11 protein-coding genes are annotated in these 14,970 nt (G+C 62.6%); 4 read left to right on the top strand and 7 right to left on the bottom strand.

From position 1 onward, the window contains the following. Positions 1-78: 78 nt before the first annotated feature. Positions 79-852 (bottom strand): DUF2285 domain-containing protein, encoded by a 774-nt coding sequence (locus tag A6745_RS07705; RefSeq protein WP_066125342.1) that lies wholly within the window; start codon positions 850-852, stop codon positions 79-81. A gap of 310 nt (positions 853-1,162) precedes the next feature. After that, positions 1,163-1,510 carry a DUF2958 domain-containing protein gene (locus tag A6745_RS07700; protein WP_066125339.1) on the bottom strand — a complete coding sequence of 116 codons (348 nt, stop codon included), beginning with the start codon at positions 1,508-1,510 and terminating at the stop codon, positions 1,163-1,165. Positions 1,511-1,716: 206 nt separating this feature from the next. On the opposite strand from A6745_RS07700, the gene A6745_RS07695 reads away from it, so the two are divergent. Then, entirely contained in the window at positions 1,717-2,007 is a 291-nt protein-coding gene (locus A6745_RS07695) for a helix-turn-helix domain-containing protein (RefSeq protein WP_066125337.1), read from the top strand. A 302-nt stretch (positions 2,008-2,309) separates the two neighbouring features. Here A6745_RS07695 and A6745_RS07690 read toward each other — a convergent pair whose 3' ends face one another. Beyond that, positions 2,310-2,618: a DUF736 domain-containing protein gene (locus A6745_RS07690; protein ID WP_066125335.1), complete on the bottom strand. Its 309-nt coding sequence runs from the start codon at positions 2,616-2,618 to the stop codon at positions 2,310-2,312. Between the two features lie 725 nt (positions 2,619-3,343). Here A6745_RS07690 and A6745_RS07685 point away from each other — a divergent pair. Then, a complete protein-coding gene (locus tag A6745_RS07685) occupies positions 3,344-3,625 on the top strand; it encodes a type II toxin-antitoxin system ParD family antitoxin (protein ID WP_066125332.1) in 282 nt (93 codons plus the stop codon). A gap of 208 nt (positions 3,626-3,833) precedes the next feature. On the opposite strand, the gene A6745_RS07680 is transcribed toward A6745_RS07685, so the two are convergent. Together A6745_RS07680 and A6745_RS07675 are read right to left on the bottom strand one after the other, a co-directional pair. Beyond that, positions 3,834-5,861 (bottom strand): ParB/RepB/Spo0J family partition protein, encoded by a 2,028-nt coding sequence (locus A6745_RS07680; protein ID WP_231885933.1) that lies wholly within the window; start codon positions 5,859-5,861, stop codon positions 3,834-3,836. 338 nt (positions 5,862-6,199) lie between these two features. Continuing rightward, positions 6,200-6,724 (bottom strand): JAB domain-containing protein, encoded by a 525-nt coding sequence (locus tag A6745_RS07675; protein ID WP_066125330.1) that lies wholly within the window; start codon positions 6,722-6,724, stop codon positions 6,200-6,202. Positions 6,725-7,152: 428 nt separating this feature from the next. Here A6745_RS07675 and A6745_RS07670 point away from each other — a divergent pair, with 428 nt between their 5' ends. Together A6745_RS07670 and A6745_RS07665 are read left to right on the top strand one after the other, a co-directional pair. Further along, entirely contained in the window at positions 7,153-8,670 is a 1,518-nt protein-coding gene (locus tag A6745_RS07670; RefSeq protein ID WP_156513310.1) for an SIR2 family NAD-dependent protein deacylase, read from the top strand. A gap of 130 nt (positions 8,671-8,800) precedes the next feature. Then, positions 8,801-9,496, top strand: coding sequence for a helix-turn-helix domain-containing protein (locus A6745_RS07665; RefSeq protein WP_066125324.1), 696 nt, complete (start codon positions 8,801-8,803; stop codon positions 9,494-9,496). 121 nt (positions 9,497-9,617) lie between these two features. Here the strand turns inward: A6745_RS07665 and A6745_RS07660 are convergent, their stop codons facing one another. Together A6745_RS07660 and A6745_RS07655 are read right to left on the bottom strand one after the other, a co-directional pair. Beyond that, the gene (locus tag A6745_RS07660) at positions 9,618-12,695 is read right to left on the bottom strand and encodes an AAA family ATPase (protein ID WP_066125322.1); all 3,078 of its coding nucleotides are present in this window, start codon (positions 12,693-12,695) and stop codon (positions 9,618-9,620) included. Then, positions 12,692-14,950, bottom strand: coding sequence for a hypothetical protein (locus tag A6745_RS07655; RefSeq protein ID WP_231885932.1), 2,259 nt, complete (start codon positions 14,948-14,950; stop codon positions 12,692-12,694). The genes A6745_RS07660 and A6745_RS07655 overlap by 4 nt, the downstream gene beginning before the upstream one ends. Positions 14,951-14,970 lie beyond the last annotated feature (20 nt).

Here is a 14,970-nt window from a genome sequence, read left to right as displayed (position 1 = left end):
GAGCCTCCATCGGTTGACAACGCCCGGCCACACGGCGCGACCGGATGGAGGCAGTCTCAGAGAACGGGGCCCGCTTGCTCAGGGACGTTTTGCATCCTCTTCAAAACGCCCCTTCTCAAGCGTGGGCAGTTGTGCTAGGCGGCGATAGCCGCCGCGCATCAGCGCCTCGCCACGCCGCACCAGGCGGCGCACGCGGGCGCGCAGGCCGCCGTCGGCGTGCCAGTCGGCCGCCACGGCGTCGGAGCCGAACAGCCCCTTTGCGACTTCGCGCAAGGACGCGCCCGCCAGGGTCGCGTCGAGTGCTTGCAAGGTGTGCAGTTCCAGCAGCGCAGCCTTCGTCGGCCTGGGCTTGGCGCAGGCCAGCGCCGCGCCGGGTTCGGGGCAGCGCGCAGGCGCGGCAGCGCCGCGATAGGCGCAGGCGACAGCCATACCGTCCTCCAGACCGGGCGCCAGCGCGACGCGCGAGCAGCGGCCGGGGCTGCGCGCGATCAGCGCCAGCCCCTTGCCGTCGTGCAGCAGTTGCTTGCGGCCAGGGATGCGCCAGAAGGCGAAGGCCGTGGCATCGGGTGGCGGGTCCGCATCGGGATAGAGCAGCACCACGGCCGCATGCCCGGGCAGCCAGGCCGGATGCGCGTCGCGCGCATCCAGGGCCGGGTCTTCCAGCAGGCGCAGGCCCCAGCGCAGCGCCGCGTGCTGCGCGGCCTGCGCCTGGCGATGGCGGCGCAGCCAGTCGAGCCGGTAGCCGGGGTGCCTGCGCAGGTATTCCCAGGCCAGCGCAAGGCCGTCCAGGTGCAGCACGTACAAGTACGCGGCCGTCGGATACCAAGACGCGACATGAAGGGGACCGGCCATGAGGCAACCTCCCGCGAACTGGACTCGCCGCCACAGCGCGAGACTACGCGCTACGTCGCCAATGCCGGAACGTCATGGGTTAAAAAAGCGGACCGGGTATCAAGACCGATTAGCTCCGGTGCGTTGCGGCAATCATCTCAATGCCGCGGCGGCGGCGCCCCGCTCGTGGGACGCCCTACACGCCAGCCTGCCGCAGGCCGCGCCAGACATCATGTCTATTTGGATCAGGCTGGCGCGGCAACGCCGCAAGAATGCCGATTGAGACCAGCCTGGCACGACGCCAGACTGAAAAAGACACAGTGGGCGGCATTCAGTCTGGAATGGCCCCGTCGCGCTCGGCCAGCCGGGTGTATTCGGATAGCGTGTGCGTGGGGCGGAAATAGCGGTCGCGCATCACGGGCTGCTTGCGCGGCCCGACGATGCCGGCCAGCTCGGACAGCTTGACGGCGCCCTGCGCCGGCACACCGAACCCCAGGTCGATGAGGGCGTGAGCGGTGTCGCCATCGGCGGGATCGAGCGCGGCCAGCAGCCAAGTGACATGCGCGTCCGGGGTGAACAGCCGCACCACGGGCATCGGGTCGATGGCCTGGCCGGCGGCGCGGGCCTGGCCATTGGCGAGCAACCGCTTGCGTTCGTCCTCGGTGATGAGTCGGTTCATGGCAACCCCTCCTGGCGGCACGAATCCGCCAAAGCGCAAAGCCGCATCAGCGGATTTGAACAAAGACATGATTGTGGATTTGTGACGCTGCGCTTTTGTGGGAATCCGCGAATACGGATTTCAGTAGAAGCGCAAACAGTGAAATTTTGATGAATGAGTTAAAGATAACGTGGTTTTAATTGCTCTGCGAATCGACGCTTCTATCTATGCAGAAGCGAGCCATCCAGCGCGGCCGACCGGCCGGCGCCACCACCTTCGACGCCGAACTGGCCCAGGCCTTCGGCGCGGCGGTACGTGCACTGCGCACGGAGCGCGGCATCGCCCAGGAGACGCTGGCGCACCTGGCCGGCGTGGAGCGTTCGCACATGGGCAAAGTCGAGCGCGGCGAGCACATGCCCACGCTGGCGATCGTCTTCAAGATCGCTGGCGCGCTCGATTGCAGCACCGCTGTGTTGATGGCCGAGGCGGAAAGCCAGCTCGGAAAGCCTCGGGCATAGGCGTGTAAGCGGTGCGCCTTGGGCCTGACCGCAAGCGCGGCGCCACAGGTGCGAAGGCGCGAGGGATTGACGCCGAATGGCAGTGACGGCTTGCCGGCATGGGGTGCGGCCCGAACCGCCGGCGGCGCACACGGCGCCGACATGCCATCGTGCATGTTCCGCAAAGGGACGTCCACCATCCAGCCATGGCCGAGGCCATGCCGCTCAAGGCGCCAGGCACGGGCAGGAGCCTTCGGGATGCGCGCCGCGCTGCGCCAGCAGCACCACGCCCCGCCGCGATAGACGGGGCGCGGCGCGGGCCATCACACCGCCGGCTTGCTGCGCGACCAGATGAGGTCGAAGCCGCCCGCCTCGTTCTCGATCAGCCTGGCGTAGATGGTTGCCGGGAACGACGGGTCATCGAGCGTGACCGAGAGGTAGGGACGGTCCTGCTTGGAGACCTTGCGCCATGCCGCGCCTATCTCGTAGCCGCCCACCACAATGCGGTAGTCCGGCGACTTGTCGCTGTCCTTCTCGGCCGGAACGAACTTGACTTTGACGTTCAAGGTCAAGGTGCGGACGGTGCCGGTGTAGCCGTTGTCCTGAGCGGTGAAAGTGCCGATGTTAGCCATGATGAATCTCCTGGGTTGCAAGTCCGCGCCCATCGCGTCCTTGGTGATTCCGATCAGGCGCAGGCCGGGCGCGGCGCACCCCTTGGGGCGGGAACGAAAGTGGACGACCGGCGGGCACGGCGATTTTGCCTCGCGAGGAATGCGCGCAGCGCAGGGGAAAATCGTTGTGACTGCCGGTTGCGCCGAATCAGCCCGAGGCGGCCCGGCGATGTGTGCCGGGCCGCCGTGCCGAAGCCAGGATTCACATAACAAGGCCGCCATGGGACGGAATTGCGGGAGATGCCTTCATGGCGGGTACGGTCAACGCCATGACGATACAGCGGTGCGGCGTGCAATGGCCTGGCCATGTCCGGTGTTCCGTCCGAAGTCGGCGGCCTGGCGCCGGTGCTACCTGGTGGGCGCCATCGCTGCGGCATGGTGCAAGACGGCCAACCGTCCCCAACTTTGCGTCCCGATGCGCCGCTCCCGGCACGCCCATGCGCCAGCTTCGAGCACGAATGGCAGGCGTGCAACCGGCCTGGTCGCACTCTGGCGTAGCGTCGGCCCGCATGCCCGGCTGGCCGGGCGTGCCCACATCGTGCACGCCTTGAGAGCGATCGGTCGCCATTGGGCAAAGCAGAATGGTGTGCCGTGCATGAGCATCGTTTCGCGGCAGCTTGATCGGCTTGCCAGCCGCATGCAAAAGCGCAGGATTTAATCCTACACGCTCCGAAGGAGAGCCCATCATGCGCTCGACCCAACAATTCAGTATCACCTTGCCGAACGAAATGGCCGAGATGATCAAAGCCAAGGTGGCCACCGGCGAGTACGCCACTGAAAGCGAGGTCATCCGCGACGGCTTGCGTGTGCTCCTGGCCCGTGATCGCGCCATGGAGGCCTGGCTGCGCGAGCAGATCGTCCCGGCGGCCCAGGCGCTGAAAGACGCACCCGAACGTGCGCTGTCGGCCGATCAAGTGCGCGAGCACCTGGCTGCGAAGCGCCGCAGCCGCACAAGCAAGGCGGCTTGAGTTTTGCAGCGCAGCGGCGCATATAGTGCCGCGTCCTGATCGACGCGGCATGGTTGTTGCCCCGGCCGCGTCTGCGCCGCCAGGCGTGGCCGGACGCGGTTTGCACGGTCCTCGATGGACGGGCAAACCGCCGGCGAAAAAACGCCCACCGTTCATGGCCACGCAAGGGGGCGAACGGCGGGCGGTGCCGGGCTTTCCCGGTTGCAGCTTAGGCTGCGGGCGTGCGCAGCATGTCCGGCAGCCATTGGGCGCTGCTGGCATGCTGGCCGGCTTCCCGGGCCAGATCAGGCTTCTTGTAGCCCGCCACGCGGTTCAGTTCAGCGGGTTTGTGGGCCTGGAACCATGCCAGGGCCTGCGCCTTGGGCACGTGCTGGAAGTACGCCTCTGCGGTCGGTTGCCAATAGGCGCTCATGTCCAGCCTCACGGCCTGCGCCAGCGCATCGGCGCGGGTGTCGTGCTCGCTGCGCACCACGGCATCCACTGTGCCCGCCACGCATACGGCCAGCAGCGCCAACAGATCGGCCCGCTTCATCTGGCGCAAGGCGTCGAACAAGTCCGCGTCATCGGCGGGCAGGCGTTCGCGCCATGCAGTGCGCAGCGCATCGAATTCGACCGTCGCCTTGCCTTCGGCCAGTTCAGGCGCATGCTGCGTCAGGGCATCCTGCGGATGCACGGCGATTTGCAGCAGGCTGTTGCCGCCGTGATAGAACACGGTCAAGGCAAGCCGATGCACGAGCGCGACCAGAGCAACATCAGGTTTCTTCGCCAGTTCGGCTTGCAAGGCGGCGGTGCAATGCGCGCTCAGGTTGCGCACCAGCCGCTCGGAAAGCGTCTTGGCCGGTGCGGCTTCGGCCTCGCCATCCTCGTCCTGGCCGTCCTCGTCGCCGTCGTTGCCCTTGGCGCGTTCCGTGTGCGCGGCCTGGGCGATGGCCTTGGTATCCTCGGGGCGCAGCAGCCCGCGATGCACGATGACTTCCCCGGCATGGTCAAGCGTCACGACCGCGCCGGATGCCGCCATCGTTTCAGGCGTGTAGGCCAGCAAACTCGCATAGAGAGCGTCCAATGCTTCGCCCACGCGGTCGCCTTCTTCGTAGAGCTTGGCGGCGGCGTCCTCGTCCTCGGCCTCTTCCGCCGCATGCAGCGCGTCTTCGATGGCTTCCTGCCGGGCTTGCAGCATGGCAAGGCGCTTGGCCTGCTTGGCGGAGGGTTCGCGCTCAATCTGAGGGGCGCGGCGAAACGCGGCCAGTTCGCTGTAGCCAAACGCGGCCACGGCTTCGACCCATTTCCAGCCCTCGGTGCGAACCTCGGCGGCTATCGCTTCCAGCTTGTCCGCCGCCAGCCGGGTCAGCAGGTCGGCATCGGTCAGGGTGACGCCTTCGCCGTCCTCGGCGAACAGGTCGCGCCGCATGCCGCCGCCCGCCGCCGTGTAGGCGTCCACGCCAACGAAGCGGGCCAGCGGGCTGCGGGCCGCGTCCACGTCGCCGTGCGTGAGCCGCCGTCGCAACGCGTAGGGTTCGCGCTCGTAGGCCGGGGCGTCATAGAACGCCGCTTCCTGGGCCTTGTGATCGTCGGAGAGCGTGAGCACCATCAATTGTTCCAGCGTGACGCGGCCTTGGCGGTAGTCGGACATGAGACGCGGCGAGATGCGGGCCAGCTTCAGGCGGCGCTGCACGACCAGGGGCGTGACCCCAAAATCCGCCGCAATGTCCTCGATGGGCCGGCCTTCGTTGACCAGGGCCAGGAATGCCTCGAACTGGTCGGCCGGGTGCATGTCCTGGCGCTGGACGTTCTCGGTCAGGCTCACGGTGACGGCGCTGGCATCCGGCACCACAAGGCAAGGGATGGTCTGGTCGCGGGCGATGCGCTTCTTCTTGGCCAGCAGCCGCAACGCGGCCCAGCGCCGTCCGCCCGCCACGACGTCGAACGATTCGCCGTCAGAGTGCGGCACAACGATGAGGTTTTGCAGCAGCCCCACGCGGGCGATGCTTTCGGCCAGGGCATCGACCGGCATGGCGGTCTTGCGCACGTTGCGCTTGGACAGGCGCAGACGCGGCAGCGCGATAAAGCGCAGTTCGGCGGCTGGGGCTTGTGCTTCCTCGGGCGAGTCGGCCTCGCCCGCCAGGGCGGCGGCCTGAGCGTGTTCCAGGACAGCTTGCGCCTGCTGCGCGGCATCGTGCACGGTCTTGTCGCTGGCGGCTTGGACGGCGGCGGTTTCAGAAGTGGTGGTGGTGTTCATGATGCGCTCCTTGCGTAAGAGATGCCAGGGGGTGAATTCCCGCCTGGGCACGAAGGGCCGGGGTGGCCCTTCGTGCCCATGGCCACCACGCGGCATGTCCAGGGAGCGCACCGTCAAGGGGGAAATGCGGCCGGCCCTGGCGCGGCCCGCAGCGCAGCGAGGACACGGGGGCCGGACGCGACCCTTGACGGTTGCGCCCCAGACATGCCAGGCAAGCGCCGCCCGGCGCGCGCAGGCGCCAATGTCGGCCAGTTCGCCAACCGGAAACGACCAGACCGTCACAATGAGAGAAAGAGAATAATGAGCAAGGCGGGCATCGCCCGCCTTCGGCGCGAGGCCTACAGCAGCCCGCGCTGCGCCATCGACACCACCTCGGCGCCGGCGACGATGAGGTGATCGAGCAGCCGCACGTCGATGAGGGCCAAGGCCTGCTGGACGGCCTTCGTCAAATGACGATCCGCTTGGCTGGCTTCGGCCTGGCCGGACGGATGGTTATGGACCATCATGAGCGCGGCCGCGTTGTGTTGCAGGGCCAGCTTGAGGATTTCGCGGGGATAGACCGCCGCCTGGGTCAAGGTGCCGCGAAACGGCTCCAGGTAGGTGATGAGATGAAAGCGGTTGTCCAGCAGCATCAGCCCGCAGATCTCGTGCCCCAGCCCCGCCAGTCGCAGCCGCAGGAACGCCATCGCCTTGTCGGGAGAACTCAGGTCTTCGCCGCGCAGCTCGTCGATCATGACCAGATCGCGCGCCACGGCCAGGATCTCGGCCCGCAGGGCGGGACGCACGGCGCCGCCGGCCTCGCGCACCAGCAGCGTGTTGTTCGGGTTCGTGTTGCCGTCAACGAAAAGGGAATATTGCGACATGCCTGTCTCCGGTTCGGAATCGGGCGGAATTGCCCGGGAACCGGAAGGGGCACGGCGCAGCGCAAGCCGTCACAGGGTCGCAGACAGCCGCCAGGCTGCAAGCGCACGCGTGCGCGCCGCCCTTGACGCGCGAGAACGGCGTGACACGATGACGGGAAAGCAAGGCCCCCCCTCTCCAACAGCAAACGACGGTGGTGGTCGGCAAGCAAAGCGCGCAGGCCCATAGTGATGCGCCGGGCCGGAGGCGTCAGGGCTCAGCGCCTGATGGCCAAGACTCGCAGAGGCTTGGGGCGCAAGCCCGCGAGCTCGACGGCGGCACGCCGGGACGCATGAGGCTCAAGGTGGCAAGTGAATGCCCCGCAGCACAATAAAATACCCCAGTACCGAACAAAGCAATCGTCCATACGCACTATCCGCCAGGAGGAAAGGTGACTACGTTGACGGAAATCCCATCCGCAAGTGATCCCTCCGTCATCGCAGAGATGGCGGAGCTTCTAGCCCAATACAAGCTCGTGCCATTTTTCGGCGCAGGCATTTCGCGCCAGCATCTCGGGCTCGCGGCGGCTGAACTCGCTCGTGACATGGCCGCGGAGATCGGCCTTTCACCGACAACACCCCTGGCCGATCTCTCCGATGCGTATGTCGAGGCGCGGGGAGAGGATGCCTTCGTGGCATTTCTGAACAGCAAGCTCGTCGTGACGGAGCTGGACGAGCACAAAGTGCCGTCGCATCGTCTGCTAGTAAGCCTGATGCAAAACGTGCTTTACACGACCAATCAGGACAACCTTTTTGAATTGGTGGCCGCCAAGTATGGCCGCCCCTATCGCCGCGTTGTCACGATTGACGATCTGAGCGATTCGATCCCCGGCGAACCCCTACTTATCAAGTTCCACGGTGATATGGCCGTCCCGGCATCGCTGGTATTCGGCACGAAGTCCTACGAAGCACGGATGAGCGAAGAGGATCACCCGCTGGACATCAGGCTCAAGTCCGATCTTCTCGGTAAGCGCTTGATGTTCCTGGGATACAGCCTAAGCGACGAAAACATCGCCAAGATTTTCGCCACAGTGGCGCGCATCTTCAAAGGTACGCTTCCCCCCTCTTATCTCGTGGCGTTCGACGATGACCCGGCGCTGATCGCAACCGCCCAGCAGTATCAGGTCAAGGTGGTCATTCCGCCACGGCTTTTCCCTGACGCGGCAAATAACGCCGAAGCCTTCGAGCGGTTCTTGCACGCGTTATGCAACGAGACACGCACCCGCCAAGTCAAAAACGGCACGGACGACCTTTTTTCAATGGGACCGATCAACCCGCATCTCGCCACCGATTTCGAGGTTCGGTCCGTTGCAACCATCGTCCGGCATGAGCCGTTTGAAACCGCAGTTAACGCCTTTCGCGCAACCTTCGATTCCGCCCATGCGCCAGAATATCTGCAGCAGGAGATCACAGACCTGTTCGTGGAACTGGTGAAGCGGGTAGACCCCACAGCCCCAGATCAGATGGCCGCGCTTGCCGCCGCTCTTTTCAATTTCCGCATTTCCCCAATCGCGGCATTTACGGCCACCGCACATCTCATGGCCGCTTGCAACAAACGGCCGTCCGTACGGGGATTCGACAGCTATCAACTGGTCTCTCCAGCCTTACCCAAGGGCTGCATGCCCGTCGCGGCCGCCGCAGCCGTTGCATTATTGAACGAACGAAACGAACCCATCTCTGACAGCTTCCGAAAATCCGCGGATTGGTGGTTCCGGCAGCACGAACAGGTACCCGAACACCTCAAGGGTCAGGTTATGGCCGCCATCCAACTCGTCTGGTCAGGACCGCACGCGGCGCGGTCCCCGCTACATCACCCACTTCCCTCTCTTGGGGGCAATATGGATTTTCATGACATCCTGGGCGATATGCTCGCAAGACTGCCCAAGCGGCCGTCCCGCCCCAAGGAATAGCCCATTCGAAACGTGCCGCCATCGCCGCCATCGCCACCCTTGTCGGCTGACTGTCGGGTTCCTGTCGTGTTGCTCTTACGCCGGGTTGCCCATACTTCGCCCCATCGGTCCAACACTTTGGAGCTACGACATGAATACCACCGACACCACGCAACAAAGCCACCTGCTGACGTCCGAGGAGCTGGCCGCCTGCATCAAGTTGTTCCGCGAAGTCCGGCAGTGGTCTCAGGAGCAGTTGGCGGCGATTTCCGGCCTGAACGTGCGAACGATTCAACGGGTTGAACAGGGCCAGGCCGCAAGCCTCGACACCCGCCGGGCGCTGGCCCGCGCTTTCGATTTCGAGGACATCGACGCGCTAAACAAGCCGTTCACCATCCCATCCGAAGAAGAAGCCAAGGCGGCCAAGGCGGAGTTCGACCGCGAACACGTCACGTTGAAGGCGATTGCATTGACCACCGGCAGGCAGTTGGCTCGGCTGGCGGAAGTCTGCGCGATGGATATGTCGGAGCCGGCGTTCGAGGTGACGCGCGAGGCCGAGGAAAACTTCGCAGCGTTAGTGGATTATTTCCGCGAATACCGGGATTGCGCTTATGCCTACTCCGAAACGCAGAAACTCGATGTGCATGACGAGATGCAGTCCTATATCGACACGCTCAAGACGCTGGGCGTTTCGCTGTGCTACGCCGAGCGCACGATGAAGGTGAAATGGGGCACGGATGCGGACAGCACACCCATGCCGGTCAACGTCGCCTACATCGTGGGTTTCCCGGTCGGGAAAGAGCCGGAACAGTTTGCCACGCTGAAGATCGGCCAGATCCGGCTGTGATCGAAGAAGGCGCCGCGCCTGTCAATGGTAGCCACGCCTCAGTCGCGTTAGTCCGACGTCAGTCGTGACTGTCACTTGCATTTGATTGAGCACGCCCGGCTCGACGACGACGCAGGGTTGCTTACTCACGAGAAAGCAATAGTTCCTTGAAATCGTCGCCCAGAAATCGGAATTTGTGACGAAACAGGCCTGCGAGCTTGGTGTCCGCAGTCGCAAAGAAAATCTGTCGCGACCCGTTGATTGCCACATGGCGCAGGTGATCTAAGAATGACAGGACGTTGATGTCATCGACGTGCGCAACGGGATCATCAAAAATCAGTACGGGGGGGCCTGACCGAAGGCGGCCGTTCATAGCTAGAAACAGTGACAGCGCGAAGGCAGAGCGCTGACCGGTACTCATATGGTCGAGTTCCACTTGCCTCCCTGTTTGACGACGGACAATAGCAAGCGTCCCGTGTTCGATCTTCAGTTCGAACTCATTCGGCATGTGAATGCTGGCGAAGGTACGGGCAATCTCTTTGGCGTTCTCCGTGAGGATCTGCTTGGTCAACTCTCCGCCTGAGCTTTGTCGGGTCAGTGTTTCTAGGATGCACTCGGCCTCAGCCAGCCGATCAATCTTCGATTTGCCTTCGTCGATCTTGGTCGTGAGTCCTGCAACTATCCTTGTTTCTTTATCAAGTGCCGTATTGTTGGAACTCTCCTGCGCGATAGCCGTAGTGACCTTCGCTATGAGCTGCTGGGCAGAAGACAGGTTGATGATGATTTCATCGACAGTTGCGTCCGGACTGATCGTTAGGAGCGACATGAGAATCTGACGAGCGCTCAGCGCGGCCTCCATATCGGAAACCTGCTTTGTGACTACTTTTGCCAGCGCTTCAGCGCTTCCAGGAAGATCAATCGACAGACGAGCAGCCAGTGCTTCACACTCTCGCTGTACGCCATCAGATTCCTGCACTGCAATCTTGGACGCTTCTTGCGCGGCCGCGAGCGCCTCCTTGTGATCCGCTTCCAGGCTCTGCAACTGATCGATGGTTGGCGGTGCTTCCAGGCCGGAGGCTAGCAGCCTAGCGGACAGGTCTTCCAAAGAAAGCCCATCGGATTGAAGCTGTTGGATCTGGCTCTGTACCGCCTCCAGACTAGTTCGATCTCGTTCGAACAGGGCCTTATCCTGATCGATCTGAGTGAGCGCCTCGTGGACTGTCGTTGATTGCGCACGTTCGCCAAGGAATGCCCGCAAGGGTTCGAGCGTCGCTTGGGCAGAGCGAATCCCTATCAATGCTTCTTCCGCTTCTGCAATCTCTGCTTGAAACTGCGTCGCTTGCTCGGACGTGCTGCTATCGACATCGGACATCATCCGGATGAGCAGTTGACCGCCTTCAAATTCGTTGTGGCAGAGCGGACAATGATCGGGATTAGAAACGCGCTTCAGAATATCTTGGGCGGTAGATCGGAGCCGCTGCCTGAGAACGGTCAGGCTGTTCTGAGTTTTCTCCAGCGCCTGAAGAGACGATCGAGCTGTCATGAGTCGACGTTGCAACTCTGCGGCTTGCGCCTCGATGGTTGAGTTGGCTTCCTCCACTCGTTGGTCCAGCACGTGCTCGACAGCGCTTTCGTTGACGTGGGTGGCAACCAGGGCTAGCCGTGATCCACGTGTACGGACCGCGTCCTGAAGCTCCCGCGCCTCCCTGGCAAGCCGCGAAAACTCCGTGCGTGCATAGGGTAGCAGCGCCTCGATCGCCGAAATACGTTCCACTGCAGCTTGTGCTGCACGCTGCGCTTTGGCGTGCTCCAGTCTGGCAGCCCTTGCACGATCCTCCAGCGCAGTGGCGTTGACCGCCTCTTCGTTCAGGTTCGCCAATAGCTGCAGCGCACTTTGTGGATCACCGTGCAACACATTGGACGACGATTGTCGAAGAATTTCGGTTGCCGAGATAGCTTCTTGAAGGCTCTGGCGCAAGGAGGGAATGCCGCCCGCATCTTCTGGTGCCTGCAGCCATCCAGACTGCTTTAACGCGGTAAGCAGTTCGAGGAACAGACTGTCTGAGAGCTTTGGCGCATTCCTGATGCTATCGGCACGATCCTGCGCAGCCCGCTTCAATTGCGTGTTCGCTTCGTTGTCGCGACGAAGATTCTTCAATTCTTCGCGCAGTTTCTCCAACACACGGCGGAGCCGGTCAGCCAGGTTCTCGGCGGCCGCACCGAGCACAAGGCGCGTGACGTCCGCACCAATCTGATCCGAACTTGCCGATACGCTGAGATGGACCGCCGCGTCGGTATCGAGAAAATTGAACTTCCCAAAACTGTCCTGAATGCTGACCTTTTTCAGCTCGGTCTTCGCATACCAGTTCGAGTGGCGTGCTCGAAGGCGCGCCGCATCGGTAGTGGAGGACAACTTTTCCGAGGTGCCCGCCAATTCCAGCGTGATGGATGTCCGGTTCAGCACAGCGGAGGACCGGCGATTCCTTCCGCAGTAGCCGAACTCGATCGCTTCGAGCAGCGAGGTTTTACCAACCCCATTGCTGCCGACGATCAGATTGACACGTCCCAGAAGGTGATCCTTTTGCTCAGGATGGGGCCTAAAACCTGTGATCGTCAGGCGTTTTAGGAAGTGACTGGCTGCTGCCTTTTCGGCTGGCAACAGCGGCATCGGAGAAACCGGCCGCGCGGCCTTGTCCTTGGTTCCCGCTACGATGCGGCGTACAGCGTCGGGCACCGAGATGTCGTCATCGAGTACGAAGCCTAGCCCGTGCTGCTCAAGTGTTTGCGACCATGTCGTAGCCAGATCGGCAGGCATGGCGTCTGCGGGCGTCGCCGGGCTTCCTTTGGCGAGCAGCGTAGGAACGTCCTCTTCTCGGATGACCTGCTTACGAGCGTACTCCCGGTCCGCTTCGACGGCGGCCTTGACGCGGCCGAATTCGCCTCGACTTGCTTCCTCGTTGCTCGTGACGAAATAGAGGTAGTGGCTCCAGCGCAGATCCGTGGCGACCTGTGTGGAGAAGTACATCGGGGACAGAATCTCTTCTTGGTAGCGCTTGAGCGAAGGGGCGGTGGTGGACAGCCGATCATTGAGATCGAAATAGCGAATCGCATATTCGCGCGTGCCGAACCTATCCACCGCACGAAACACCCCAGGCCCAACACCTTCGAGATCAGGGTATCGGCCCCTGAGCATTGCTTCCACGCGTTGGGCGTTGATCATGGCCTGTCTTCCGCGATGTCCACCGGTGATGCGCCGGCGGGAATGTCGATGAGATTCGTGCCTTGCGGGCCGCGTGTGCCATAGCGGTCGTCCCTGCGAAAAACGACACATAGCCGGTCTTGGGCTCGTACAATTGCGTCCGTAAGTTCTTCGCCGTTTTTGCCATTTTTTATCGCAGTGTTCATTGCATGGCCGACGATGGCTTGCGTGAGTTTCTGATGGACGCTGTCTACCTCCATGTCATCTGCCTGGTCTGCGAGATAGACGAGTGCTGCAGACCCTCGCGCTCCGGCATTAGGCTCAACGTTGTGGTGGGGGGCTTCCCTCCGCCATGCGAAGCGAAAGCCATCAGCTAGATCCCGCACTGGCGCTGGCCAGGGCACATCGCGCTTGGCCAAGCCGATCGCGTCGTGCGCGCGCTGCAAGCGTGCTCTGCGGTAGGCAACACCGGGCCTTGCTGGATCAAGCTCCTGATGGACCGTTACCCGCCGAATTGATTCCTCATTTCGGTCCAGTTGGAAAGCGTCGAGCTCGTTGACGGCATACCACGTGGTCGGATTCCCGCGAGGACCAACGAGGATTTCAATGGCTCTTTCCACTGCGAGCGGGCTCGCTTGCGACACCTGCTGCAGCGGGGCCGCGATCGCCTGAAAGCCGTCCAACGCGACAGCGAAGCCATCATGGGCAATCGCGCCCGGCTCCCAGGCGTTCATGGCGGCGCTCCATGTCCAGCGCTCCTCGACCGCGACAAAGCTCTTCGGCACGATCGCTTGTTCCCCTGGGAAGAGCAGCTTTTGCTTCTGCAACTGGAGGATTTGCCCCTCGTAATTCAGAAAGAACGAATGCCATCGTTGCGCCAACAGGCTGTAGTACAGCCCTCGGCGATGCAACTCATCGATCAGGCCGTCGTCTGCGCCGAACTTTGCCGGCGGCGCGTACCAAGCGGACCCGGCAACATTGTTCCACTCCGCACACTTGCCATCGCCCTTAGCCTCCTTGATGTTGTGGGCCCAGTTGAGGCAAAGAAGCTCGACGTGATTGTTGCTGCCCACCGAACATAGACGCGCGCGATAGGCGGCGTAGTCGGCGTGAGCGGGCTTCGGGTTGAGTTGGATGTGGATCAGCAAGCAGTTGGGGTGTGCTTGCTCGATGTGGTCGGTGAAATCGAAAGCGTCGGAGCAGATGATCGACAACAGACCCATTTGTCCAGCGCCGCGGTTGAACGCATAGACGACCTGGCCGACGCAAAGCGAGGTTTGTTCGATATCGCGGTAGTCCCGGCACGCGACGGTTTTGAACTGCGCCAGCAAGAACAAAACAGGTTGTCCAGCCGCATCCTCGGCCCAGAAAACGTAGAGCAGCGGATCCACATAGCGTTTTTGTGCCACCTGTCGCCGATCAAGCGGCTCGTGATGAAACACGCACCGCCCACCCGCGTTGCAACGTTCAGCCAGCGCTTGTATTTCTGCTGGAGGAATGCTTTCGCAGCCAAGCACCCATAGGGACCCCGCAGGAGGACGATGTCGCCCCTCGATGATTTCGTCAACTACGGTCCATGGAACGCAGTATTCGGGGGCAACGGCTAAGTCCGCGTGCGCTTGAACTGCATTTGAGACAAAGCCGCTGCAGAGTGAATGGCCAAGCGCAGCGTCCGCGTGACCCACGCGCATGTCGTTTGCTTCGATAACACCTGCGGGCTGAAGAAGGAGGGCACGATAGGGTTCCCGAGCCGGATTCAGCACCTGCAACTGGGGAAGTGTCAGAGAATGCTGCCGCTGACGCAGCAGCTCTTCCACGTCGACGATAGTAATTGCCACTATGCCTCTCTCCAGTGGATGGCGCGCGTAGCTCGATGACCTATGTCGGCGGAACAAGCCGTTTGAGCACACGCGGTCTTGTTGTTTCTTCCTGTATTGCTCGATTGTAACAAGTCGTATGGATTTTGGGGCAGGCGTCAGCACCCAGGAAATACGCAGATCGTGCATCTGCTTCGCTTCGCTAGGCGTGCGTGTTGCATCCTGAGGCGGCGTGAACTCACAGGAGTCGCCATGAACTCGATGAGCCTGTTCAAGCTGATCGTCGCACCATACGGGAAGAGGCTTTCGTCGCGCCGGGCTACTCGTTTGCCGGATGTGATCCGCATCGGTGTATTGAACCGCGCCACTATCTATCGACGGGTGGCCGAAGGGCGCCCCCCACCGCCGCCTCATCTGGGCGAACATACTGTTCCAGCGAGACGTGGGATTTGCGTTCATGACCTTCTCCGGTAACTGGG

This window comes from Bordetella ansorpii (genome assembly GCF_900078705.1).
In the GTDB taxonomy this organism is placed as follows: domain Bacteria; phylum Pseudomonadota; class Gammaproteobacteria; order Burkholderiales; family Burkholderiaceae_B; genus Bordetella; species Bordetella ansorpii_A.
Note: the sequence above shows the minus strand (reverse complement) of the source record. Positions and strands in the feature narration are given on the sequence as shown.

Bases quoted from the DNA above. Each gene is read 5' to 3' on its own strand.
- A6745_RS07705 (WP_066125342.1), bottom strand. From the start codon at position 852: ATGGCCGGTCCCCTTCATGTCGCGTCTTGGTATCCGACGGCCGCGTAC.
- A6745_RS07700 (WP_066125339.1), bottom strand. From the start codon at position 1,510: ATGAACCGACTCATCACCGAGGACGAACGCAAGCGGTTGCTCGCCAAT.
- A6745_RS07695 (WP_066125337.1), top strand. From the start codon at position 1,717: ATGCAGAAGCGAGCCATCCAGCGCGGCCGACCGGCCGGCGCCACCACC.
- A6745_RS07690 (WP_066125335.1), bottom strand. From the start codon at position 2,618: ATGGCTAACATCGGCACTTTCACCGCTCAGGACAACGGCTACACCGGC.
- A6745_RS07685 (WP_066125332.1), top strand. From the start codon at position 3,344: ATGCGCTCGACCCAACAATTCAGTATCACCTTGCCGAACGAAATGGCC.
- A6745_RS07680 (WP_231885933.1), bottom strand. From the start codon at position 5,861: ATGAACACCACCACCACTTCTGAAACCGCCGCCGTCCAAGCCGCCAGC.
- A6745_RS07675 (WP_066125330.1), bottom strand. From the start codon at position 6,724: ATGTCGCAATATTCCCTTTTCGTTGACGGCAACACGAACCCGAACAAC.
- A6745_RS07665 (WP_066125324.1), top strand. From the start codon at position 8,801: ATGAATACCACCGACACCACGCAACAAAGCCACCTGCTGACGTCCGAG.
- A6745_RS07660 (WP_066125322.1), bottom strand. From the start codon at position 12,695: ATGATCAACGCCCAACGCGTGGAAGCAATGCTCAGGGGCCGATACCCT.
- A6745_RS07655 (WP_231885932.1), bottom strand. From the start codon at position 14,950: ATGAACGCAAATCCCACGTCTCGCTGGAACAGTATGTTCGCCCAGATG.